Source organism: Microvirga guangxiensis, from assembly GCF_900102135.1.
In the GTDB taxonomy this organism is placed as follows: domain Bacteria; phylum Pseudomonadota; class Alphaproteobacteria; order Rhizobiales; family Beijerinckiaceae; genus Microvirga; species Microvirga guangxiensis.
In genome coordinates, this window is sequence record NZ_FMVJ01000006.1 from 235,331 (window position 1) to 258,516 (window position 23,186).

Here is a 23,186-nt window from a genome sequence, read left to right on the forward strand (position 1 = left end):
TGGGCATCGATCAAGATTTTGTCAGTTCTACCGCAGAATGGGGATTACAACTGCAGCAACGTGATCTGCTGGATGTCGCTCAGTTTGCGGAACGCAGTGTCGTCCTCTCTGAACTCTGGCATTCCGTCGAGTTGGGCTATATCCAGATTGTGCAGGGTTACCTTTCCGCTTTGAATGGCGATGTTATCCAGCGGAAGCGCAATCGTTTTGGCGCCAAGTCCCAGCAAACCACCGCGCTCGATCAGGACAAGCCGCTTCTTATCAGTATTGCACTCAACCACCCCGTCGATGCTACCCACCGCTTTCCCGTCCCTGCTGACGACATCCATATTTCCCAGAGCATCGACGGTGAGAATCCGCGTTACTGTTCTGAACGTCGCCATGCCGGTCGTGGAGCCGGTGGCGCTGACAGGCACAGCCGATATGAAAACGCCCGGGGGCGTATCGTGTAAGAGGGACGTCTGCGCCGCGACCAACGGCGGCGATGCAATGATTGCGCCAGCCGCAAGGGCGAGGGCTGGAAGGGTCATTTTTCACTCCTTAAATGCAGACGTTTCTGCCGGCGCGATACACCGGCAGAAGCGCAATGCTTAAGCCATTTCGGAAGCGCCTAAGCGGTCTATTGCTTAGAGCGACCTCTTCCCGGCATCAGATATCTTCTTCGAAGCCGAAGTCGCCGCCAGCGTCGCCAAAGTCTTCAGCAGCGGCCTGCTGCGGCTCGGGCTGGCCGGCCTCCGCCGCGTTGGCCTCACTGCTGCCAGAGAAGGCATTGGCAATCATATTGCCCAGCAGTACGCCGCCGGCCACACCCATGGCGGTTTGCGCAGCACCGGCCAGGAAGCCGCCTGCTCGGGGCGCCATGCCAGGGGCCATGCCGCCCATGGGGCCTGTGCCTGGGCCCATATGGTGCTGCATGCCGTGCATGGGTTGCTGATGCGGCTGGGGCCGGGGCTGCTGCCCGCCTCCAAAGAGACCTGACAGGAAGCCTCCTCCGCCCGCGGGACGGCTAGCGAGTTCCTGTTCCAGCTGCTGGATGCGGCCATGAGCGGCGCTCAATGCCTGCTCCTGAACGACGATGGTCTGAGCCATGTAGTACGGAGCATTAGGCTGCTGGTTGAGCTGTGAGCGGATAAATTCCGCCGCTTGGGCATCCGGTGCTGTCGATTGACGCTCGACCTGCGCGATCTTGCCGAAGAGCTGCTCAATGGCCTGACGGTCTTGATGGTCCATGTAAATATATCCTTTCTGCAATGGACGTGGCTTACTCTTCCCGCTGCCCGGTGAGGCTGAGGAGCAGCTGGAACAGATTGATGAAGTTCAGGTAGAGCGAGAGCGCGCCGAATACGGCCAGTTTGTTGTTGGCCTCATGCCCGAAGCCCTCGGCATATTGCTCCTTGATGGTCTGTGTGTCGTAGGCAGTCAGGCCCGTGAACACGAGCACGCCGATGATCGAGATGGCGAACTGCAGCGCGCTCGATACGAGAAATATGTTTACGATCGAGGCGATGATGACGCCGATCAGGCCCATGACCAGGAACGACCCGAACTTCGAGAGATCGCGCTTGGTGGTATAGCCGTAGAGGCTGGTGGCGCCGAACATGGCGGCGGTGATGAAGAAGGTGCGAGCGATGCTTGCGCCTGTGAACACCAGGAACACCGATGCGAGTGAGAGGCCCATGACTGCCGAAAAGGCGAAGAAGGCAGTGCGTGCGGATGCGGCCGTCATCCGTTCCATGCGAAACGAGAAGAAGAAGATGAAGGCCAGTGGCGCCAGCATCACCACCCACTTGAGCGGTGTCTGGAAGATGGGCACGTAGAGCGCCGGGGTCGAGGCGACGAAGAAAGCGACGAGGCCTGTTACCACAAGGCCAAGGCCCATGGTGTTGTAGACGCGAAGCATGTGCTGGCGCAGGCCCTCGTCGAAGAGGGCGCTGCTTGTAGGCGCCGTGGTGGTCTGCCAGGCATAGGGTGTGTTCATCGGTGAGGTCTCCTAGAGTTTACTGAAGCTTGCGGGACAGCCGGATAGCTGCCCGCTCAAGGGCTTTTTCGCTGCCGGTTCCGGTCAGCGCATAGGCAAGGTGGCCTGTCTGCCAGTACACCGCCGTCGCCTTCTCGAAGCGGGCCGGCATGGGGGCGATGACGTCGAAGGCAGGAGCCTGGGCGGCGAAGAGCGAAACCCGGCCGAGATCGCCTGCATCGATGGCAATCTCGATGCTGTGGCCGTAGCGAGATGGAAAGATCTGGGCGTCCCGCACCTGCCAGGTTTTTGGCAAGGGGGGCAATCTGATGCCGGTTTCGGCCAGAATCTCAGCTGGATCGTAATCCTCGACCTCAGGCTGCGAAACCATGCGGGCTCGCAGCAGGCTGGTCTCATGTGAGTGCAAGGCATCCTCCACGAAGGCGGGCGGCTTGGGCGATGCCTCACTATCGCTGATACCCAAGCCAACCTGACCGTGAGCAAACCAACCGAAGCCAACGAGGGTCACGACGGCGGCGACCCGGCGTAGCTTCAGCCATAACCCTTGCCAGCCGAGAGCCCGCTCAAGTCGGCCAGCCGCCGCCAGCAAGCGCTCGGCAGGGCGGGGCAGGGGTACCGCATGGAGCAGGCGCAGGGCATCGCGATCCTTCAGATCGGCCATGACTCGCACGGCGGCTTGCGGGTTGTGGGCAAGATGCTCTTCCACCTCGATCCGTCGGGCCGGGTCGAGCTGTTCATCGACGTAGGCGAGAAGGTCCGCTTCGGTAATGGGGTCAGACATCGGATCCTCCGACGACGCGCAGGGTTGGGCGCCTATGCTGAGACGGCTGCGATACGTCGCTCCCTGCCTCGAAGCCCCGCAAGGCTGCGCGTGCGCGGCCCAGGCGCGACATGAGGGTGCCGACCGGGATATTCAGCGCGGTCGCGGCCTCTTGGTATGACAGGCCTTCGACAGCCACCAGATGCAGAGCGGCACGCTGCTCGTCCGGCAGCGTCATGAAGGCCGCTTGGACCTGCTGAAGTTGCACTCGGCTTTCCTGCTCGGCGGGAGAGACGTCATCAGTCAGTTCGGCAGCCTGCCGCGCCCGGCGTGCCTCCGCCGCTTGACGGCGTCGGCCATCGACGAAGGTGTTGTGCAGGATCGATAGAAGCCAGCCGCGCAGGTTGCCGCCCGCGCGGAAAGAGCTCCGCCGCTCGTAGGCGCGGACAAGAGTGTCCTGAACCAGATCCTCTGCCTGGGTCTCGTCGCGCGTCAGTGATCGGGCATAGCGCCGCAAGGGTCCAAGCAGGCCGATAACGTCAGTGCCTTTAGTGTCGTTCATGCGAGGTATACGGAGCTGCTTGAAAGGCTAATCCCAACGCCATTCGGAATTTTGATACTGCTTCGGTCATGCCAGTTGCTGCCTGGCGCGCGGTGACGGCGCCAGATCAAAGACTCGGATGAACCAATCCATGGCGAAGGACTTGCGCAGGAAAATGCAGTGACGCAGCGAGCCAGATAAAGCTGAAGGTGGTGCCGACTTCCCAACCATCGATTTTGCCGGGGAGTCGATCGCGCAGTAGAGACCGTCAGAATCGGCCACTGCGATCAGATCGAAGGCGTCCTCGCTGGAAGAGGCTAGAATCGCCTCACAGCTGGCCTGTCTGAGGGCGAGCACAATCTGCGGGCGTAGTTCTAAATCCTCCTCGACAACGAGGATGGAGAGGCTGGAAGAAGCGGAATCCAAGATCGGATCCTCCAGTTGCGGTCGCGCTCGTTGGCGCAAGGGCAAGAGAAGGTGTCCGACATCGCGAGCGGCGACCCGCTCGCCAGAGGGGCCCGGACCCCAAGGCAAGCTCTGAAGTAAGCAATGAGAATGTCCCCTGCAAGAGGAGCAATATCGGGTTTCTGATCGTGGGAAGATCCTGTGAGATTGGACCTTTCGTCAATCCTGAAACTTTTCTGCCGCCTTCCTCAGTCTGGAAACAGACGCGCATAGGAGATAGATCATTCTACGTGCGGGCAGTGCCGCAACAGGAGGGCTCATGAATATCCAGGATCTCGTCGTCCACGTCCCGCCCCACGGCGATGGCCCCGATCATGGGGTCAAACTGGCGTTCGACTTGGCAAAGCATCAAGGAGCCTACGTCACAGCCCTCATCTCCGAGGTTCGGCTCAGCAGCCTCGACAACCCGTCGGCAACCAGTGAAGCGGACGAGCGTCTTCGGCAGGAATTCAATGAGCGTTCGCGCCACCAGGCCCAACGCCTTGCTCATGCTGTTTCCGCCGCGGCTGAGGCAGGAGGCATTCGGCACGAGGTCGTGATCGAGCCTGCATTCTCGTATCAAGTAGGACAGGTCTTTGCGGATTATCTCAGGGTACGCGCTCTCGGGATCATCGGTGTCAACGGAGCCCTGGAGGGAGAAACCCGCCTTATGGTCGAGACGGCCTTGTTTGAGACCGGCCGACCGCTACTCCTCATCCCGCCCACCTCATCCACTCTTGGGAATGACAAAGTGATGGTGGCTTGGGATGCGACGCCTGCCGCCGTACATGCCGTCACGGCCGCGATGCCATTCCTTCAGGCTGCCCGTGAGGTCGTTGTCGCTCATGTCACCGATGACAAGGCCTTCCAGCGCGGCCGATCTGGCATAGAGCTCTGTCATCATCTGTCCCGTCACGGCGTGCAGACGCAGTTTGCGCCTGTGCAGCGTGGCCAAGGAAATGTGGCCGATGCCCTGCTCGAGGCCGCCCGGGCTCATGACGTCGACCTCCTCGCGATGGGTGCTTATGCCCATTCGGCCCTGCGACGTCTGATCTTTGGCAGTGCGACACGGGGTATCTTTGAGCGTTCTTTGAGTCTGCCAATCCTGATGGCGAACTAGTTGGCTAGTTATAGGACATGAGACGCCCTCGGATGACTGCTTATGCATTGCCGAAAACTTGCTGAATTCAACTATCCATGCCCTGGCTTTGATCATGACCAGAGCATGGTGGACTGGACAAATCAGTAAGACAGGAACAGCGGAACCGGAGACGCCTTAAGAAGTGACTGCGTTACTCCACCGAGCACGAGTTGACGCAAACGCGAATGAGCATAGGCGCCCATCACGATCATATCTGCCTGGGTCAGCGCCGCATGGTTGCGGAGCGTCTCGGCTACATCCGCCTGCTGGGCAGACAGGTTCACCACATTCACATTGACGCCATGACGCGCCAGATGCGGTGCCACCTCGGCGCCTGGAACGGAGTTTGTCAGATCTTTCTCGCCCGATACGCTCACGAGGTCTACTTGTTCGGCCTCCCGCAGGAATGGCAGAGCGTCGTTGAGGGCGCGTACCGCTTTGGGAGTTCCATCCCAGGCGACGATGATCCGCCCAGCTGCGAAAGTATTCACGCTCCGCGGGACGACGATCACCGGTCGGCCGCTGGCGAAAAGTGCTTGCTCGATGAGCGTTCGATCCATCGTCAGGATTTCCGGGTCGGCATCAACCACTGTGAGGTCGTGCACCCGAGACAAGGCGGTAAACCTCCCGACAAGCTCAGCATACTGCAGCTGGACGCTCTCGACGGTGCAGGGAACCCCTTCCAGATTTGCCTGATGGCGGGCACTCTCAGCTGCCGCCTCTGCAAGCTCTTTCACACGTTGGTTCTCTCCTGCCACAAGTCCTGCTGCCATCCTGCTCGCGACCGCATGGGTCAGTACGAGCTTGACAGAAGCCGACAGGGCCGTGGCATGGGCCCCAGCCTCTCGCGCCAGGGACAGCCCATAGGTGAGCGCTGCGGATGTAGCATCGGCTTCTTCCGTAAAGCCGATCAGAAGATTCTTGATATTGTTCAAGGGCAATTCCGCCTTGGCGCCGATGAATTCGTAAGCACTTGAATCAATTAAGTTTAACGCCTCGCATTTGATATGCCACTCAAGGAGGAGCAAGGACTTAAGCACGAGATATAAGCATCTGAAGATTTGAGAGCGGGTCGATAGTCGCCGTTCTCTACCGTGATGGCGATGCTGTAGCGCCACCGTCCGATCCTGGGCTATCCCTTTGGCTTCCGGCGGGCCAGATCTCGCAGTTAGGGAAAGGCAGCAGGTTAAAGCAAAGTAGTGGCGGAGAGGGTGGGATTCGAACCCACGGTGGGCTTGCACCCACGGCGGTTTTCAAGACCGCTGCCTTAAACCACTCGGCCACCTCTCCGATATAGATCGCAAGCCATGTCCAGGCTCGGCTCATTGATGTACGGTTGTGTAAGGCTGCAAAGGTGCCGCCGTCAACTTCCCTCCATGCAGTAGCTGTCTTCAGAAGGGAGATAATGGCATTGCCGGCCAACAAAGGGCAGGCTTATAAACCTATGATGCTTTTCTAAGGCTCTGCATTGCGAATGGGATCTCTTGGATAAATAACTGGTTTTACTGATTATTTCTGTTCAGGGATATACTGTTAATAATTTGGTAGCTTTGCGATTGACAAGCGAGGCCGTTTAACTTCCTTTTAAGGCGATAAAAGCACTTTGGTTGGCTGTCTGGGTAAGTTCTGGCGCACCATGCAAGTGCTCATAAGGGGATGCAGAATAACATGCATTGTGAACGCGCTGACGCAGCAAGCGGCCTGACTGGCTTCATGTCTTCCAAAGGCCAAGTTTTCATTCGTGTTGCTGGTGTCGCAGCCCTTGCCCTGACCGTTGCAAACTGCTCCTCGAACGTTCGGGGCGGCGTCGATTCCAAATATGGCGTTGCTCCAAGCCCACGGGTCGTTGCTAACGGCCAGCCCGTTCCGAAAGGCGGCGGGCGCAACATGGTGGGTAAGCCATACACGATTGCCGGCCGTACTTACGTCCCGTCTGAAACGCCCCGTCCGGTCGAAGGGCTCGCTTCCTGGTATGGGGCCAGCTTCCATGGTCGGATGACCGCGAATGGCGAGATCTTCGATCGCGATTCGATCGCCGCTGCCCATACGACCATGCCGCTTCCCAGCTATGCGCGCGTCACCAATCTTCAGAACGGCCATTCCATGATCGTCCGCGTCAACGACCGCGGTCCGTTCCATGGGAACCGCGTGATCGATGTTTCCGAACGCGCGGCCTCTGCTCTTGGCTTCCATCGGCAGGGTACGGCTAAGGTTCGTGTTGAATATGTCGGCCGCGCCTCGACGAATGGCAGCGACGACCGAATCCTTCTCGCCAGCCTTCGCACGGATGGTCAGCCCGCAAGCCTGACCAATGGAACCCCGACCATGATCGCTCAGGCAGCGCCGCGTGCCGCCGCCGCACCGCGCCAAGCCATCGGCATCAACAATTATGAGGCTGAAGACCAAGCCGAAGCCGAGTTTGAGACCGCCCCCGCTGTTTCTCAGCAATTGGCCTCATCGACGGTTCCTGTCCGTAACAACGTTCCGCTTCCGCCCGAGCGTCCGTTCGATCTTGGTACCATTCCGGGTGCCAGTACCCCTGGGATGACAATGAGCTCCGCTGCGCCGAAGGCTCTGCCGTCATCCCGCCCTGTGGTTGCAGGCATGTATTATTCGTCGCCTGAGCCTGCCCACAACGGCTTTCAGAAGACTGGCAGCTTCAACACGATGAACCAGTCGAAGTTCGTGCTTCGGTAGGAGCCGGAAAGGGGGCGACCGACATTCCCCCTGGCTCGGCGTACGACGGCACACAGCTTATCTTAACGTAACGTTGATTTGTCATTGACGCGATACAGATTCAGGCTCTCTTACCGGAAGAGTCTGGATACCTTACTATGCGTCACCTGATGTCTGCCCGTTTCCTCTCCACTGCCTTTTTTTCCCTTGGCGCTTTGGTTCTGAGCCTTGTCCTGCCGCAGGGGGCAGGGGCACAGAATTTCCAGACTGCTGCTCCAACGGCGATCCTCATGGATGCCGACAGCCATGCCGTTCTTTTTGAAAAAAATGCCGATGAGCTGACCGCTCCCGCCAGCATGGCCAAAACCATGACCGCAGAGGTCGTTTTCAATGAAATCAAGAACGGGCGGCTGTCCTTTGACAGCACATTCACAGTCTCCGAAAACGCTTGGCGCAAGGGAGGGGGCGGCTCGGGCGGCTCTTCCATGTTTGCCCAGGTGAACAGCACGATCCGGCTCGAGGACTTGCTGCGCGGCCTCATTGTCCAGTCCGGCAATGATGCGGCCATTGCCATCGCAGAGGGCATTGCAGGCACGGAAGAGAGTTTCTCGAGGCTCATGAACGAGCGTGCCCGCGCGATTGGGCTGACGAAATCAACGTTCCGCAATGCGACCGGCTACGGACATCCGGAACAGAAGGCGACCGCCCGCGATCTCGCTAAGCTCGCCATCTACATTATCGAGACCTACCCTGATCTCTACAAAATCTTCGGCGAGCGCGAATTTACCTGGAACAAAATCCGCCAGCAGAACCGCAACCCTCTATTGGGTATGGATATTGGGGCGGACGGATTAAAGACCGGCAATATCGACGAGGCCGGCTATGGTCTGATTGGGTCTGCAGTCCAGAATGGGCAACGATTGATCCTAGTGGTGAATGGGCTCAAAAGCGCCAAGGATCGTGCCAATGAGAGCCGAAAGCTCCTGGATTGGGGCTTCCGGGCCTTCGAATCCAGAGAGCTCTTTGCCGAGGGACAGGTCGTTGGCGAGGCCCAGGTGTTTGGAGGCAGCAAGCGCTCCCTCCCGCTTGTCTCCAGGAAGGCTATTCGTGTACTGGTGCCTCGTGGAGAGAGCGAGCGGGTGACGGCTCGCATTATCTACACCGGTCCCTTGAAGGCCCCTGTCCAAAAGGGGACCGAGGTGGCCCGGCTTCAGGTTAACCGAGGTGATATGCAGGCGCTCGAAATGCCGCTTTATGCCAGCGAAGACATTCAGGAAGGCACCTTGAGCCAGCGCGCTCTGGACGGCCTGCTGGAGTTCGGCACGGGCTGGGTGCGGCGCGCCTTTTCGAGTGTCATCGAAAGAATTTGATGGCAGGTCGGTTCATTACGTTTGAAGGCGGGGAGGGCGCAGGAAAGTCGACCCAGATCACGCGGCTCAAGGACAGGCTGGAAAGGCTCGGGCATCCAACGATTGTCACGCGCGAGCCCGGCGGCTCGCCTCTGGCGGAGCAGATCCGGTCCTTCATTCTGGAAGGGCATGCCAAACCTCTCGGTCCTTTCGCTGAAGCTCTCATGTTCACCGCTGCCCGGATCGACCATCTCGACAAGACCATCGTCCCGGCCCTAAAGGACGGAAAGACCGTCCTTTGTGACCGCTTTGCGGATTCCACCCGCGCCTATCAGGGCTCGTCGGGAACTGTTGCTCCCTCGCTGATCGACGATCTCGAAAGAGTAGCCCTGGCCGGAACTCGACCGGATCTTACCTTTATTCTGGACTTGCCTGCAGAAACAGGCCTTGCCAGAGCCGGAGAGCGGCAGGCTCGAAAAGGTGAGGGAGGCGACCGGTTTGAGGATGAAGCTCTCTCGTTCCATCAGGCTCTGCGCTTGGCCTATCTCGATATCGCCAAGAACGCGCCGCAGCGCTGCGCCGTGATCAACGCCGATCAATCGGCTGACGAGGTCGAGGCGGCAATCTGGGCCACCTTGCGCGAGCGGATTCCCGAATTGACCGAGCACGCCGAGAGGCCTCTCGATGTCGCGTGACGCACAGGACGCCATTGAGCCCGATCAGTTTGACGGCGCTCCGCATCCGCGCAACCAGTTTGCGTTCTTCGGCCATCAGGAAGGCGAGGGGGCCTTCGTAGAAGGCTTGCGCAGCGGCAGGCTTCATCATGCCTGGCTCATCGGCGGCCCACAGGGAATCGGCAAGGCAACTCTGGCATATCGCTTGGCCCGAGCCGTTCTCGATCCTCAAAAAGCGAATGACGCTGCGCTCAGCAATCTCGACGTGCCACCCGAAGGAAACGTGGCCCGGCAGGTTTCCGCGCTCTCACACCCCAATTTCTCTGTTCTCAGGCGGGCACCGCCCACGGACAAAAAGGCTGCCTCGACGACCATCCCCGTGGACGCGGTCCGCAAGGCTCTGAACATGTTCGGCTCCACGGCGGCGGATGGAGGCTACCGTGTCTGCATCGTCGACAGCGCGGAAGACCTGACGATTTCGAGCGCCAATGCGCTCCTTAAGGTCATCGAGGAGCCGCCACCACGATCTCTGTTCCTGATCGTCAGTCATGCGCCTCAGAGGGTTTTGCCGACCATCCGCTCCCGTTGCCGGCGTCTGCTTCTGCGTCCTCTCGAGAGCGACCAGATCAAAGCTGCCATTCGCTCCCTAGGCGAGCCTTGGGCCGGGGTGCCCAACGAACTTCTGGATCAGGCCCTGCCTTATGGCGAGGGCTCGGTTCGCCGCACGCTCGAACTCCTGGATGCTGACAAGGTTGCCTTCATCGAGCAGGTGACTCGGCTTCTGGAGGGGTTGCCCAGAGCCGATACCAAGCAGATTTATAGCCTTGCCGAAGCGCTCTCCAAGCGCGACGCCGACGATAGCTATGAACTTGCCCTGGAAACGATCGAGCGGTGGGTCTCGGCCAAGCTGCGTGAGCGGGCAGGGTCTGGAGCCGCCCGTCTTGCACCTTTGGTAGAGGTATGTGAGAAGATCGCCCGGACGGCTCGCGAGATAGACGTGTTCAATCTCGACCGCCGGCCTTTCATCCTGACGCTGTTCGACGATCTTGCCGACGCGGTTCGGCGAACGGCTTGAGTTCGCTTTTGAGCGCCGCGTTCGAGATTTCAGAGTTTTAAGGATCCGCCATGGCCGACAAGCAGAAATTCTACATTACCACGGCTATCTCTTATCCGAACGGCGCGCCGCATATCGGCCATGCCTACGAGGTTGTTGCGTCCGATGCGATTGCCCGCTTCAAGCGCATGGATGGCTATGACGTGTTCTTCATGACAGGCACGGATGAGCACGGTCTCAAGATCCAGCAGACAGCCGACAAGAACGGCACGACGCCGAAGGCTTTCGTGGACGAGATGGCTGCGAAGTTCCGCGCCATGGCGGACCGGCTTGATTGCTCCTATGACCGGTTCATTCGCACGACGGATGCCGACCACCTGCCTTCGACCCAGGAGCTCTGGCGGCGGATGCAGGAGAAGGGCGACATCTACCTCTCCAAATATTCCGGCTGGTACTCGGTTCGCGACGAGTCCTATTTCGACGAGAGCGAACTGACTAAGCAGCCCGACGGCACCTGGCGCGCGCCCACGGGCGCGCCTGTCGAGTGGATCGAGGAGGAGAGCTACTTCTTCCGCCTATCGGCTTATCAGGATCGGCTGCTCGCACACTACGCAGCCAATCCGGATTTCGTCAGCCCGGAAACACGCCGCAACGAGATTGTCAGCTTCGTGCGCTCCGGCCTGCAGGATCTCTCGATCAGTCGCACCACCTTCAATTGGGGCCTGCCCGTCCCGAACGATCCCAAGCATGTGATGTATGTGTGGATCGATGCGCTCAATAACTACGTAACCGGCTGCGGCTTCCCGAACGAGAACGATCCGCGCTGGCACTACTGGCCCGCCGATGTGCATATCATCGGCAAGGACATCGTTCGCTTCCACACGGTCTATTGGCCTGCCTTCCTCATGTCGGCTGAACTGCCGCTGCCCAAGCGGGTCTTCGGCCATGGCTTCCTGCTCAACAAGGGCGAGAAGATGTCGAAGTCGATTGGCAATGTGGTCGACCCATTCGATCTTGCCGACAACTACGGCGTCGACCAGATCCGGTACTTCTTCCTGCGCGAAGTGCCCTTCGGTCAGGACGGCAACTATTCGCATGAGGCCATCGTGAACCGCATCAACGCGGATCTGGCGAACGATCTCGGCAACTTGGCGCAGCGCTCGCTTTCCATGATCGCCAAGAACTGCGACGCGGCCGTGCCGCAGCCTGGGGCTTTCACTCAGGCCGACCAGGATATTCTCTGGCTCGCAGATGCGCTGCCGGGAAAGACAAGGGCGGCCATGAAGGATTTTGCCCTTCACACAACGCTCGCAGAAATCTGGTCCGTGGTGGCAGAAGCAAACCGCTACTTCGCCTCGCAGGAGCCCTGGGTGCTGCGCAAGAGCGATCCGGAACGGATGAATACAGTCTTGTATGTTACCGCCGAGGTTCTGCGGGCTGTAGGTATCCTGGCTCAACCCTTTGTTCCGACCGCCGCAGCCAAGCTCCTCGATCTCCTCGCGATCTCTCCAGAAAACCGGGTTCTTGCGGCAGTCGGACCAGAGCACCGCTTGGTGGCTGGGACAGCCCTGCCGCAACCAGCCCCGATTTTCCCGCGTTATATCGAGGCGGAAGCAACCTGACGCTTCCGCTTTGATGGGCTCTCAGGAGCCTTCAGCGGAAGCGGAAGATGTACACGACTTTCATGTTTGCGACCGGGATCGAGAACAGCATCCCGACTATCAACAATGGCCGCACGCGCATCGATCAGATGGAGAAATGCGGCCATTACAAGCATTGGGAAACCGATTTCGACCTTCTAGCCGATCTGGATATCCAGGTCCTGCGCTACGGACCACCTCTGCATAAAACATTCCTTGGTCCGGGGCGCTACGACTGGTCCTTCGCGGATATGACCTTTGGCGAACTCGGACGCCGCAATATCATTCCTATCGTGGACCTGTGCCATTTCGGAGTTCCGGATTGGATCGGAAATTTTCAGAACCCGGATTTTCCAATCCTTTTCGCGGCTTACGCTGAGGACTTCGCAAAGCGCTTTGAATGGGTGCAGCTTTATACGCCTATCAATGAAATGTTCATTTGCGCCACCTTTTCAGCGGCTTATGGGTGGTGGAATGAGCAGTTACAAAGCGATCAAGCCTTCGTCACAGCTTTGAAGCACATCGTGAAGGCAAATGTTCTGGCTATGGAGCGGATTCTCAAGGTCCGTCCGGATGCGCTCTTCATCCAGAGCGAGTCCTCGGAATATTTTCACGCTGAGAATCCGGCAGCGATCAAACCTGCCGAGATCATGAATGCCCGGCGCTTTCTCTCTCTCGACCTCAATTATGGCCGCCGCGTCGATTCCGAGATGTATGAGTTTCTCATGGATAACGGGATGACACGGGACGAATATCACTTCTTCCTCAGCCGCTCCTCCCTTCGTCACCACTGCATCATGGGCAATGACTATTACGTCACCAATGAGCACCGGGTGGCTGCGGACGGTTCATCGAGATCGGCGGGTGATGTATTCGGCTATGACGAGATTACGCGCCAGTATTACGATCGTTATCGCCTGCCAGTCATGCATACCGAGACGAACCTTATGGAAGGGCCGACCGGGGAAGAGGCGGTCAATTGGCTTTGGAAGCAATGGGCCAACGTACTCCGGGTTAGGAACACGGGAGTGCCCATTGTCGGTTTCACATGGTACTCCCTGACCGACCAGATGGATTGGGATGTCGCTCTTCGCGAGGAGAACAACCGCGTTGCGCCGGTCGGTCTCTACGATCTCGATCGCAACATCCGTCCTGTCGGCCGCCGCTACAAGCAATTGATCCACGACTGGTGCAACGTGCTTCCCGCTCAAAGCGTGTGCCTGACGGTTCCCGTCGTCTGGCCCCATGAACATGAGGAGAAGTCCGTCCGGCGCCGCCAGGATAGCCTGCGGGAAATGCGCCGCAAGGAATCCCGAGAGGATGACGAGCCTGCCGCCACAACCCAGGAAGTCCGTCGCTAGACGAAGCCTACATTCCGATCTATGGAGCCCTGAGAGTTAACGGCCTCGGAGGAGGGCGCATTCACGGATGTTGGTCGATAGCCATTGCCACCTGGATTTTCCAGATATTCAGACCCGTCTCCCTGAGGTTCTCGCAGCCGCTCAAGCTGCTGGAGTCGGCAGGCTTGTGACAATCTCGACCCATGTGGCCCGTTATGAGACCTATAAGGCGTTGGCGGAGGCGAACGAAGCCGTTTACTTCACCGTCGGCACGCACCCCCATAACGCGGCGGAGGAACCAAATGTGCCGGCATCGCGGCTGGTAGAACTCTCTGCTCACCCGAGGTGCATCGGGATCGGAGAGGCTGGGCTGGATTACCATTACGACAAGAGCCCCCGGGATGTGCAGCGTAAGGTCTTCCGGACGCATATCGAGGCAGCACGAGAGACAGGCCTGCCTCTCGTCATTCATGCGCGCAATGCCGACGAGGACATGATTGAAATTCTGTCTAATGAGATGGAGCAAGGGCGGTTCAGAGCCGTTCTGCACTGCTTCTCGTCCGGAGAGAAGCTGGCGCAGGTTGGTGTCGAACTGGGACTTTATGTTTCGTTCTCCGGCATCCTGACCTTCAGGAACTCGGAGGAGATCCGCCAGATCGCTGCCGCCGTGCGTCACGACAGGCTTCTCGTCGAGACGGATGCGCCTTATCTCGCTCCTGTGCCATTCCGTGGCAAGACCAACGAACCAGCTTATGTGGCCCATACCGCCCATGTGCTCGCAAATGTCGTCGGCGTTACCGATAGCGAAATCGCAAGGATCACGACCGAGAATTTTTATCGCCTTTTCTCCAAGGCTGCTCAGGCTGATACGGTTAGGGAGCAGGCTGGCTCGCCATGACCTTCAAACTAACCATACTAGGCTGCGGTTCTTCGGCCGGTGTCCCTCGTGTCGGCGTCGGTTGGGGTGCGTGCGATCCATCCAATCCCAAGAATCGCCGCCGTCGTTGCTCGGTACTCGTCGAGCAAGGATCGGGCACTTCCACGACAGCCGTCCTGGTAGACACAACACCAGATCTTCGCGATCAACTGCTCGGCGCCGATGTGAGGCGCCTGGACGGGGTTCTATATACTCACGAGCACGCCGATCACACCCATGGCATCGACGATCTGCGTCCGCTGGTGATTGCCATGCGCAAGCGCATCCCGGTTTATGCCGATCGCATGACAAGCGAGTTGCTGCAGATCCGGTTTGGTTATTGTTTCAAGTCACCTGCGGGGAGCAGCTACCCACCGATCCTGGACATGCGGCATCTCAAGGCAGGCACCATGACCACCATATCCGGGCCGGGAGGCCCGGTCGAAGCTATGCCGTTCCGTCTAATTCACGGCGACATCGACGCCCTCGGATTCCGCTTCGGCAATGTGGCCTATGCGCCCGACGTCAGCCTTATGCCGGAGGGGAGCCTGGGCTATCTCGAAGGTCTTGAGGTCCTCGTTCTCGATGCCTTGCGCTACACGCCTCATCCGACACATTTTTCCATTACCGACGCGCTTGAACTAATTGGAAAGGTGAAGCCGAAGCGCGCGATCCTCACGAACCTGAATACGGATCTCGATTACGAGACATTGCGGCGGGAGCTGCCGCCACAAATCGAGCCTGCCTATGACGGCCTGCAGGTAGAGATCGGATAAGTCGGCGCAACCACCTGTGCTCGACGCGTCTTGGGCAAAGGGATGATCCGAGAAACGGCGGTCGATGTAGTGCGTTAACAGAGATGATCTCCACTGGAGTTCGCCATGCGCTACTTTATTCTGCTGTGCGTCTCTCTTATTCCTCTCACCACCTTCGTCGCCGAACCTGCATCCGCTCAGCAACGCTTGAGGCCCCAAGGCGGGTTCCAGGGCGGTGGCATGGGGTCCGTAGGCATAGGTCCGCGAATGAGACCGGATGCCATTGGCCCAGTTGGCGTGCGCCCCGGCGGTTTTACGCCCAATCGCCCACCTCGCTTCGTGCCAAGCGGGAACCGCTGGCAGGTAGGGCCTGATCGCTGGCGACCTGGACCGGACCGTTGGCGTCCCGGTTGGAGGCCCGGACGTTACTATCCAAATCGCTATGTAAGGCGAGGCTACTGGGGTTGGGGTGGATATTACCCAGGCTATTATGATGATTGGGGGTGGGGCTGGGGGGCAGCCGGATTAGCAACCGGGCTGGCCATAGAAGCCGTCGCGACTCCTGCCTATCCGCTTTACGCAGAGCCTGCTCCGTCGCCCATCGGTGGCTATTGTGCGACGCCTGTGCGGACTTGCGCACTGACCAACCCCGCTCCGATTGGCATCGGGTGCTCGTGTCGGGTCCCCGGTGGTCGGGCCAGAGGAACCGTTGTAGGCCCATGACTGCCTGATGCGTCGCATCTGAATTCGACAACGGCTTTACCCGGCACGGATCCGCGTGCCCGGAAGGCTGCTTGAGCAGGCAAGAAGATTATCGGCATTGAAAGGCTCGCTGAGATTTTATGACTACATAAAGAAGCCTGCGGATCGTCCCGGCATCCGTGATGAAGGTTTCCTGGAGATGACCTTTTCAGCTCCCTAGCCGCTCCTCCGCCTGCCGCCTTATATTCATAATTGCTTTCGTGCACTTATCGGTAAAGGCATTGAGAGCTTGTGTGCTACTGGCGCTTTGGTTTCTGTGTAGTCGCACGGTATAAGGAATTGAGAATGAAAGGCGCCGCATCTCTAATCCCTGATCGAGGTAATGCATTGCGCTGATAGGGTTGATAATCGACACCCCGAGGCCTTGGGATACCAGCGAGCATACAGCTGCGGCCGTTGACACTTCCATTCTCAGCCTGCGTGTTACCCGATGCTCATGGAAAACGTTGTCCAATTTGCGCCGGTATATGTCCTCGGCTGAAAAATAGATGAAGTTGACACCCTCGAAATCGGCTGGAGTTAAAACCTTCTTGTTGGTGAGGGGATGCCCTTTCGGTGCGATACAGACCTGCTCACCGGCATCGACGCTAGCTGACGTCCAGCCAGAAAATCCGAGATCGGCCTCGATGATGCAGAGATCGTAATGCTGCGCCGAGATGCCGTTGGCTATTACTGAATTACCAAGTGCATAGATGCTAAGACGAATGGATTCATTATCCTCAAGAAAGTCTCGGCACAGGGGTGGCAGGAGTGTCGTGCTATAGGCGGGCATGCATACGACTTTGATATGAGAAGCCGCATTCGCGCGGATCGCCTCAGCCGTTCTCCCGATCTCCTCGAGTCCCACAAATGAGCGACGCACCTCACTGTGCAACGAAATCGCAGCTTCAGTCGGGAATAAGGACCGACCTTTACGGGTAAAGAGCTGGAAGCCTAAGGATTGCTCAAATTCCTTGAGTTCTCGGCTGATGGTCGGCTGAGAGGTCCGTAAAGCGAAGGCAGCCTGTGTTGCGCTGCCGCACACCATGACCGCATGGAAAATCTCGATATGCCGGGGAGATAATGTCACGCTTGGCATGCCTCATATCAAAAACGAATGAATTGAGCAGAAGTTGATATTTGCAGTAGTCCAATGCCTTTGTCACCATCCATCGGAAATCGATCGCGATAAGGCATTCCGCAGAAGGGGCCGTCGGATCTGGTCAGCAAGGGATCGTTCGACCCCTAGGGAGTGAAGCGGGATGGTAAAGCGCGTTCTTGTGGCTGAGTTCATGCACGAGACCAATACGTTCAGTGTCCAAGTGACCGATGAGAATGCCTTTCGAAACAGCTGCTACTATCTGGATAATGATATTCCCGGCGCGTTCACCGGTACGCGGACTTCGATGGGAGCCGCATTTGAGGCGGCCGAGAAATTCGGTTGGGCCATGCTTCATCCGATCGTCACTTCAGCTAACCCCTCCGGCCGGGTAACGGATGATTTTTTCGACCACGTTTCAGATCAAATCATCGACGCTTGTGATGGGGTGGACGGCATACTGCTTCATCTGCACGGATCAATGTCGACCCAGTCCCACGATGACGGGGAGGGGGAACTCCTTTCGCGGATCCGCGCGCGAGTAGGGGATGCAACTCCGATTATGGCAGTGTTGGATCTGCACGCGACGTTGACGCAGAAAATGGCCGACAACTCCAACGCGCTCATATCCTACCGAACTTACCCACATATCGATCAATATGAACGGACTTGGCAGGCTGCGGAACTTCTTGAAAAAGCGATGAGGGGGGAAGCGACGCCGAAAGTCGCGGTGTCCCGTCGCCCGATTCTGTATGCCCTCGATGGTGGACGCACCACCTCCCCCCCTATGATGGAGCTTCTCCGCAGAGGCGATCGGATCGAAGCCGAAGGCCAGGCCCTTGCGGTCAGTATCCAGGCCGGCTTTTCATCAGCTGACGTTCAGGACATTGGGCCGTCTGTTGCCGTAACAGGGAATGATCTCGTATCGGCGCAGGCCATTGCCGATGAGCTGATGGATTATGTCTGGGAGCAGCGAACGTTTTCATCTATCCGGTTTACGCCCCTTTCAGAAGCCATAGAGAAGGCCAAGGCAGGCGAGGGGAAAGCCGACAAGCCGCTTATCATTGCGGATTACTCGGACAATCCGGGCTCGGGCGCATACGGCGATGCGACGCGGCTTCTTAAGGCCGTCCTGGATGCGGATCTGCAGAATGTAGGTTTCCACGCAATCTGTGACCCCGAGGCAGCCCTGCAGGCTCAAGCCGCGGGCGTTGGAAACGAGGTCACCCTGATGCTCGGAGGCAAGGTCGATCCGTCGATGGGCGGAGGGCCCATCGAAGTGACAGCGCAAGTCGTATCGCTGACGGATGGCAGCTTCATCGCTTATGGGCCGATGGGTGGCGGAGCGCGTCGCAACTACGGCTTGAGTGCATTGCTGCGTATCGGTGGCGTCGAGATCATTGTGATCAGCTATAACGGTCAGGCGACTGATCTTGGGCAGTTTACATCATTGGGTGTCGACCCTACTCGCAAGTCGACTATCATCGTCAAATCAATGCAGCATTTCCGCGCGGCGTTCGAGCCAATTGCTCGGGAAGTGATCGAGGTCGATACGGGGGCGCTGTCCACGCGAAACTTCATGGAACGACCGTACAAGAACATCCGCAGGCCAATCTGGCCTCTTGATGCAATTTAATCAGCTTAATGTGCTCGTCTGTGTGAAATGTCGTTTTGGGCGAGTAATCATTGAAAGTCACATTCAAGGAGAATGCTGTCGTGTCCCCTAAAGCAGATGTTGTTTTGCAGAACGGTCCGATTTGGTGCGGACGCGACGATGGGGTGGCAGAGGCGATCGCAATCTGGCAGGGGCGTGTTCTGGCTGTCGGTCGGCAAAGCGAGATTGCATCTCTCATTGGTCCTGCCACACGCATCATCGACCTTGATGGACGCTTGGCAACGCCAGGACTAAACGATTCCCATCTGCATCTCGTTGCTTTGGGCCTCATGATGGATTGGGTCGACGCGACACCTGCGGCAGCCCCGACCCTTGATGCGCTCCTTTCCGGAATTCGGGAACGTGCCTCCAAAAGCCGCCCGGGAGAGTGGATTCTTGCGCGGGGCTACGATCAGACGAAGCTCGATGTGGGGCGTCATCCGCACCGCACTGAACTTGATGCGGCTGCACCCGACAATCCCGTTATGCTCCTTCGGACCTGCGGCCACGTATCGATTTGCAACTCCCGAGCCTTGGAACTTGCAGGGATCGACGAGAGTTCAGCGGAACCTCCGGGCGGCTTTATCGAGCAGCGCAACGGCAGTCTTACCGGTCTCCTAGCGGAGAATGCTCGTGGCCCCGTTTGGGCTGCCATTCCACCATCAACGGAAGATAGCCTGGTCGCGGCCATCGAACGTGGAGGTCGCTATCTACTATCATTCGGTATTACGAGTTGCATGGATGCTGCCGTTGGTCAGCGAGCGGGTTTCGCCGAGATCAAAGCCTATCATCGTGCCAAGCAGGAAGGCAGGTTGCCCGTTAGAACCTGGCTGACTTTGTTGGGCGATCCCGACCGTACCATTGTGCCCCAGTGTTACGAAGCCGGTCTGATCTCCGGAACCGGCGACGACATGCTGATGATCGGCGCTGTCAAATACTTCCTCGATGGCTCTGCAGGCGGTCGCACAGCGTGGATGTCGAAGCCTTATCTCGGGGACGACCAGACCACTGGCGTCAAGATTCTGAGGGATGATGAGCTCAATGAACTCGTCATGGATGCTCACTCCAAAGGATACCAGCTCGCGTGTCATGCGATTGGCGATGCGGCTATCGAGCAACTGATCACTGCCTACGAGAAAGCCCTCGCGGCACTTCCGGACCCGAACCGGCGCCACCGGATCGAGCATTCCGGTTTCTCGACTCCCGCGCAACATCAACGAATGCTGAAGGCCGGTATCTATCCCTGCCCTCAACAGGTCTTCATCTATGATTTCGGTGATGCATACATATCAGTGCTCGGTGAGGAGAGGGCGCTGGGCAGCTATCCTTTCAGAACGTGGTTCGACCTGGGTCTGAAACCTGCGACAGGAAGCGATGCACCTGTATGCGACCCCAACCCGTTCCCGAACTTCTACAGCATGCTGACGCGCAAAACCTGGAAAGGAACCGTCATGGATGCGCGCGAACGTGTTACGATCGAATACGCTCTTCAGGCATACACGGAGTTTGGAGCGTTCTCGCAAAAGCTAGAGAACACCAAAGGTCGCCTCATCGTAGGTCAACTTGCCGATATCGCGGTATTTTCGCGTAATCTTTTGGCAGCAACACCTGAGGATATTCTTGACAAGACGTACTGTGATCTTACGATCCGAGGGGGTGCGATTGTTTATGACCGTCTTGGCGTGACTTAGAAAATAAAGAGGGATGCGTCGAGATACTTAATTGCACCGTTACGGAATGCTTGGGAGTCGGTCGGTCCGGCTGCCGCGGGCAATGCCGCCAGAGTCACTTACGTTGGAGGACCACCGTGTTGAAGAAGCTCATCGCAACAACAGCGCTTGCCCTGGTTATGGGCGGCGTTGCCGAAGCGCAGACACCACGTAGCGGCGGCACGATCCGCTTTACGGCACCGTACGGCTCAAGTTTTGCAAATCTTGATATCCATACGTCGAACCGGGCCCAGGACGAGATCTGGGCAAAGGCAATCCATCGCACGCTCTACAATTGGGACTCGACCAACAACAAGCCTGCGCTGGAGTTGGCCACTTCGGTGACGGTATCGGGTGACGGGCTGGTTTATACCTACAAACTGCGCAACGATGCCATCTTCCATCACGGTCGCGCAATGACCGCAGACGACGTGATCTGGACTTTCACGCGGCTGATGGACGGCACGAAGGCCTACCCCGGCGCACGCTACATCCGCATCATTAAAGGTGCTGTCGAGGTCGAGAAGGGCCAGGCGAAGGAAATCTCTGGGCTCAAGAAGATCGATGATCATACCCTTGAGATCACGCTGACTGAAAAAGTCGATCCGGGTTTCTACTTCTATCCGTCAATGCTCTCGATCTATCCCGCCGACGAAGCGACTAAGGAATCCTTCAATGCGAGGCCGGTTGGACTTGGTCCGTACAAATTTGCGGAATACGTTCCTGGTTCCCGTTTGACTGCGGAGCGGTGGGAGAAATTCTACAAGCCGGGCAAGCCTTATGCGGACAAAGTCGTGGTCTCCATCATCGGTGAGGCGGCTGCACGGGATGTCGCCTTCCGCAATAAGGAGATCGACGCCTCAATCCTTGGCCCTACCCAGTATGTTGCCTACAAGGCCGATCCGAACCTGTCGAAAGGTATCCTTGAAGTCGCGGAAGTTTACACCCGCGTGATGGGTCTGAATCCAAGCTTCAAACCATTTTCGGATAAGCGGGTGCGGCAGGCGATCAATCATGCCATTGACGCTGACCTGATCATCAAGCGGCTCAACAAAGAAAAAGCCTATCGGGCTACGAGCTGGCTCCCGTTGTCATCGCCTGCGTATGATTCCGCACTGAAGCCTTATGCCTATGATCCGGAGAAGGCCAAGAAGCTGCTGGCCGAAGCAGGCTATCCGGACGGTTTCGAGTTCGAATGGACCGCAACGTCCAACGAGAGCTGGGGTATTCCGATCGTCGAGGCCGTGATCCCGATGCTGGAGAAGGTGGGCATCAAGGTCAAGATCAAGCCCGTTGAAGGCACGGTTCTCTCGGAAGTCGCCCGCAAGGGTGAATACCAAGCCTTTATATGGTCCCTTTCGACAGGCCCTGATCCGTTGGCGGCATTGAAGTGCTTCCATTCGGCCACGCCGCAATCGGCCTGTAACTACACGCTCTTCAAGAATCCCGAGTTCGACAAGCTTCTCGATGAGGCAGGCGCCGCTGCTGATCCTGAAAAGCAGATTGCCAATCTGAAAAAAGCGAACGCCATCCTCTATGAAGAGGCACCCATGTGGTTCTTCAACTACAACAAGGCGGTAATGGCTTATCAGCCTTGGCTCAAAGGCTTGCAGCCCAATGCGACGGAGCTCGCTATTCAGAACTATGAGGAGATGTGGGTCGACGAAAGCTCGCCAGCCGCCAAGTAGCCAGATTCCTGCCGACCCTGGCTGTTTAAACGAAGATCCTGACGTCGACGGGCTTAGGCCCGAGGCGTCAGGTTGGAGACGTGGATGCTCTCGTTCATCGTGCGGCGGCTGCTGCAGACATTACCTATTATTCTTGCTGTTGCAGCCATCATTTTCGTGCTCTTCAGCGTCATTCCAGGCACCTTCGCATCAAGCATGAGCGATGATGGCCGCAGCGTTCTCGACGCTGAGGTGATGGCGCGCATGAATAAGGAATTCGGGTACGACGATCCGGTTTATATTCGTTTCGGGAAGTATATTGCGGATCTTGCGACCTTTGACCTCGGGACGTCGTTCCGGTCACGCCAGCCCGTGACGAGCGTCATTGCTGACCGTCTGTGGCCCACGGCTCAACTCACCCTCGCATCCATGCTGTTCGCGATCGCAATGGGCGTGCCGCTTGGTTTCATTGCTGCCCTAAGGCCCGGGAGCTGGGTCGACATGGTTTCCATGGTGACCGCTGTGTCCGGCCTCTCGTTGCCGAAGTTCTGGCTCGGTCTGATGCTGATGTATCTGTTCGCACTGGTACTCGGGTGGCTTCCCAGCTTCGGGTATGGTGACGGGAGCTTGCGCTATCTCATCCTGCCTTCTATCGCCTTAGGTGTCGCCCCTATGGCCCTTCTCGCGCGAACGACCCGGGCCGCAGTCCTTGAGATCATGAATGCGGATTTCGTTCGCACCGCGCGTGCGAAGGGAATGAGCGAGAGAAGGGTGGTGCAATGGCATTTGACGCGAAATGCTCTCGTAATCGTATTGACGACGATTGGCCTGCAATTCGGAACCGTCATCGGTCAGGCAGTCGTCGTTGAGAAGCTCTTTGCCTGGCCAGGTCTCGGATCGCTCCTCGTGGACAGCGTAACTTTGCGAGACATTCCGGTTGTACAGGGCTCAATTTTGGTGATCGTTCTGCTTTTTCTTCTAATCAATATGCTTGTCGACGTGCTGTGCGCCATCATCGACCCGCGGATCAAGTACAGCTGAGGTGGCG

General features: G+C 58.0%; 21 protein-coding genes and 1 tRNA gene. 13 read left to right on the plus strand and 9 right to left on the minus strand.

From position 1 onward, the window contains the following. Positions 1–44: 44 nt before the first annotated feature. From BLP10_RS12090 to BLP10_RS12115, 6 genes are all read right to left on the minus strand, one after another. Positions 45–530, minus strand: a complete 486-nt coding sequence (locus BLP10_RS12090) for a PRC-barrel domain-containing protein (protein WP_091134714.1) — start codon at positions 528–530, stop codon at positions 45–47. A 118-nt stretch (positions 531–648) separates the two neighbouring features. Beyond that, complete coding sequence (locus tag BLP10_RS12095; protein ID WP_091134716.1) at positions 649–1,230, minus strand: DUF2076 domain-containing protein; 582 nt, start codon at positions 1,228–1,230, stop codon at positions 649–651. A 31-nt stretch (positions 1,231–1,261) separates the two neighbouring features. Beyond that, positions 1,262–1,978: a Bax inhibitor-1/YccA family protein gene (locus BLP10_RS12100; RefSeq protein ID WP_091134723.1), complete on the minus strand. Its 717-nt coding sequence runs from the start codon at positions 1,976–1,978 to the stop codon at positions 1,262–1,264. Positions 1,979–1,997: 19 nt separating this feature from the next. Continuing rightward, a complete protein-coding gene (locus BLP10_RS12105; protein WP_091134724.1) occupies positions 1,998–2,759 on the minus strand; it encodes an anti-sigma factor family protein in 762 nt (253 codons plus the stop codon). Then, complete coding sequence (locus BLP10_RS12110; protein WP_091134726.1) at positions 2,752–3,300, minus strand: sigma-70 family RNA polymerase sigma factor; 549 nt, start codon at positions 3,298–3,300, stop codon at positions 2,752–2,754. The genes BLP10_RS12105 and BLP10_RS12110 overlap by 8 nt, the downstream gene beginning before the upstream one ends. A 66-nt stretch (positions 3,301–3,366) precedes the next feature. Further along, complete coding sequence (locus BLP10_RS12115) at positions 3,367–3,705, minus strand: response regulator (RefSeq protein WP_091134731.1); 339 nt, start codon at positions 3,703–3,705, stop codon at positions 3,367–3,369. Between the two features lie 298 nt (positions 3,706–4,003). Here BLP10_RS12115 and BLP10_RS12120 point away from each other — a divergent pair, with 298 nt between their 5' ends. Then, positions 4,004–4,843: a universal stress protein gene (locus BLP10_RS12120; protein WP_091134732.1), complete on the plus strand. Its 840-nt coding sequence runs from the start codon at positions 4,004–4,006 to the stop codon at positions 4,841–4,843. 122 nt (positions 4,844–4,965) lie between these two features. On the opposite strand, the gene BLP10_RS12125 is transcribed toward BLP10_RS12120, so the two are convergent. Together BLP10_RS12125 and BLP10_RS12130 are read right to left on the minus strand one after the other, a co-directional pair. Continuing rightward, positions 4,966–5,799, minus strand: coding sequence for a universal stress protein (locus BLP10_RS12125; protein ID WP_091135078.1), 834 nt, complete (start codon positions 5,797–5,799; stop codon positions 4,966–4,968). A 265-nt stretch (positions 5,800–6,064) separates the two neighbouring features. Further along, positions 6,065–6,154, minus strand: a tRNA-Ser gene (locus tag BLP10_RS12130). 423 nt (positions 6,155–6,577) lie between these two features. On the opposite strand from BLP10_RS12130, the gene BLP10_RS12135 reads away from it, so the two are divergent. The 8 genes from BLP10_RS12135 to BLP10_RS12170 all read left to right on the plus strand — a co-directional run bounded on the left by BLP10_RS12135 (position 6,578) and on the right by BLP10_RS12170 (position 15,289). Further along, complete coding sequence (locus tag BLP10_RS12135) at positions 6,578–7,561, plus strand: septal ring lytic transglycosylase RlpA family protein (protein WP_091135080.1); 984 nt, start codon at positions 6,578–6,580, stop codon at positions 7,559–7,561. 137 nt (positions 7,562–7,698) lie between these two features. After that, positions 7,699–8,910, plus strand: a complete 1,212-nt coding sequence (locus BLP10_RS12140; protein ID WP_091134734.1) for a D-alanyl-D-alanine carboxypeptidase family protein — start codon at positions 7,699–7,701, stop codon at positions 8,908–8,910. Continuing rightward, complete coding sequence (gene tmk, locus BLP10_RS12145; RefSeq protein ID WP_091134736.1) at positions 8,910–9,584, plus strand: dTMP kinase; 675 nt, start codon at positions 8,910–8,912, stop codon at positions 9,582–9,584. Before BLP10_RS12140 ends, tmk begins: the two co-directional genes overlap by 1 nt. Beyond that, positions 9,574–10,638, plus strand: a complete 1,065-nt coding sequence (locus BLP10_RS12150; protein WP_091134740.1) for a DNA polymerase III subunit delta' — start codon at positions 9,574–9,576, stop codon at positions 10,636–10,638. Before tmk ends, BLP10_RS12150 begins: the two co-directional genes overlap by 11 nt. 50 nt (positions 10,639–10,688) lie before the next feature. Further along, positions 10,689–12,239 carry a methionine--tRNA ligase gene (gene metG, locus BLP10_RS12155; protein ID WP_091134741.1) on the plus strand — a complete coding sequence of 517 codons (1,551 nt, stop codon included), beginning with the start codon at positions 10,689–10,691 and terminating at the stop codon, positions 12,237–12,239. A 47-nt stretch (positions 12,240–12,286) separates the two neighbouring features. Next, complete coding sequence (locus tag BLP10_RS12160; RefSeq protein ID WP_091134742.1) at positions 12,287–13,618, plus strand: family 1 glycosylhydrolase; 1,332 nt, start codon at positions 12,287–12,289, stop codon at positions 13,616–13,618. A gap of 67 nt (positions 13,619–13,685) precedes the next feature. Then, positions 13,686–14,495 (plus strand): TatD family hydrolase, encoded by an 810-nt coding sequence (locus tag BLP10_RS12165; RefSeq protein WP_091134743.1) that lies wholly within the window; start codon positions 13,686–13,688, stop codon positions 14,493–14,495. Further along, the gene (locus tag BLP10_RS12170; RefSeq protein WP_091134744.1) at positions 14,492–15,289 is read left to right on the plus strand and encodes an MBL fold metallo-hydrolase; all 798 of its coding nucleotides are present in this window, start codon (positions 14,492–14,494) and stop codon (positions 15,287–15,289) included. The genes BLP10_RS12165 and BLP10_RS12170 overlap by 4 nt, the downstream gene beginning before the upstream one ends. An 889-nt stretch (positions 15,290–16,178) precedes the next feature. On the opposite strand, the gene BLP10_RS12180 is transcribed toward BLP10_RS12170, so the two are convergent. Continuing rightward, entirely contained in the window at positions 16,179–17,108 is a 930-nt protein-coding gene (locus tag BLP10_RS12180) for a LysR family transcriptional regulator (protein WP_091134756.1), read from the minus strand. A gap of 163 nt (positions 17,109–17,271) precedes the next feature. On the opposite strand from BLP10_RS12180, the gene BLP10_RS12185 reads away from it, so the two are divergent. The 4 genes from BLP10_RS12185 (at position 17,272) to BLP10_RS12200 (ending at position 23,179) form a co-directional block, all read left to right on the plus strand. Next, entirely contained in the window at positions 17,272–18,744 is a 1,473-nt protein-coding gene (locus tag BLP10_RS12185) for a M81 family metallopeptidase (RefSeq protein ID WP_091134758.1), read from the plus strand. A gap of 80 nt (positions 18,745–18,824) precedes the next feature. Continuing rightward, positions 18,825–20,453, plus strand: coding sequence for an amidohydrolase (locus tag BLP10_RS12190; protein ID WP_091135082.1), 1,629 nt, complete (start codon positions 18,825–18,827; stop codon positions 20,451–20,453). Positions 20,454–20,611: 158 nt separating this feature from the next. Further along, positions 20,612–22,159 carry an ABC transporter substrate-binding protein gene (locus BLP10_RS12195; protein ID WP_091135085.1) on the plus strand — a complete coding sequence of 516 codons (1,548 nt, stop codon included), beginning with the start codon at positions 20,612–20,614 and terminating at the stop codon, positions 22,157–22,159. Between the two features lie 84 nt (positions 22,160–22,243). Further along, positions 22,244–23,179, plus strand: a complete 936-nt coding sequence (locus BLP10_RS12200; protein ID WP_091134760.1) for an ABC transporter permease — start codon at positions 22,244–22,246, stop codon at positions 23,177–23,179. Positions 23,180–23,186 lie beyond the last annotated feature (7 nt).

Coding starts and splice junctions, on each gene's coding strand:
- BLP10_RS12105 (WP_091134724.1), bottom strand. CDS start 2,759: ATGTCTGACCCCATTACCGAAGCGGACCTTCTCGCCTACGTCGATGAA.
- BLP10_RS12200 (WP_091134760.1), top strand. CDS start 22,244: ATGCTCTCGTTCATCGTGCGGCGGCTGCTGCAGACATTACCTATTATT.
- BLP10_RS12170 (WP_091134744.1), top strand. CDS start 14,492: ATGACCTTCAAACTAACCATACTAGGCTGCGGTTCTTCGGCCGGTGTC.
- metG (WP_091134741.1), top strand. CDS start 10,689: ATGGCCGACAAGCAGAAATTCTACATTACCACGGCTATCTCTTATCCG.
- BLP10_RS12195 (WP_091135085.1), top strand. CDS start 20,612: ATGGGCGGCGTTGCCGAAGCGCAGACACCACGTAGCGGCGGCACGATC.
- BLP10_RS12095 (WP_091134716.1), bottom strand. CDS start 1,230: ATGGACCATCAAGACCGTCAGGCCATTGAGCAGCTCTTCGGCAAGATC.
- BLP10_RS12160 (WP_091134742.1), top strand. CDS start 12,287: ATGTACACGACTTTCATGTTTGCGACCGGGATCGAGAACAGCATCCCG.
- BLP10_RS12120 (WP_091134732.1), top strand. CDS start 4,004: ATGAATATCCAGGATCTCGTCGTCCACGTCCCGCCCCACGGCGATGGC.
- BLP10_RS12185 (WP_091134758.1), top strand. CDS start 17,272: ATGGTAAAGCGCGTTCTTGTGGCTGAGTTCATGCACGAGACCAATACG.
- BLP10_RS12140 (WP_091134734.1), top strand. CDS start 7,699: ATGCGTCACCTGATGTCTGCCCGTTTCCTCTCCACTGCCTTTTTTTCC.
- BLP10_RS12135 (WP_091135080.1), top strand. CDS start 6,578: ATGTCTTCCAAAGGCCAAGTTTTCATTCGTGTTGCTGGTGTCGCAGCC.
- BLP10_RS12090 (WP_091134714.1), bottom strand. CDS start 530: ATGACCCTTCCAGCCCTCGCCCTTGCGGCTGGCGCAATCATTGCATCG.
- BLP10_RS12100 (WP_091134723.1), bottom strand. CDS start 1,978: ATGAACACACCCTATGCCTGGCAGACCACCACGGCGCCTACAAGCAGC.
- tmk (WP_091134736.1), top strand. CDS start 8,910: ATGGCAGGTCGGTTCATTACGTTTGAAGGCGGGGAGGGCGCAGGAAAG.
- BLP10_RS12165 (WP_091134743.1), top strand. CDS start 13,686: ATGTTGGTCGATAGCCATTGCCACCTGGATTTTCCAGATATTCAGACC.
- BLP10_RS12180 (WP_091134756.1), bottom strand. CDS start 17,108: ATGCCAAGCGTGACATTATCTCCCCGGCATATCGAGATTTTCCATGCG.
- BLP10_RS12150 (WP_091134740.1), top strand. CDS start 9,574: ATGTCGCGTGACGCACAGGACGCCATTGAGCCCGATCAGTTTGACGGC.
- BLP10_RS12110 (WP_091134726.1), bottom strand. CDS start 3,300: ATGAACGACACTAAAGGCACTGACGTTATCGGCCTGCTTGGACCCTTG.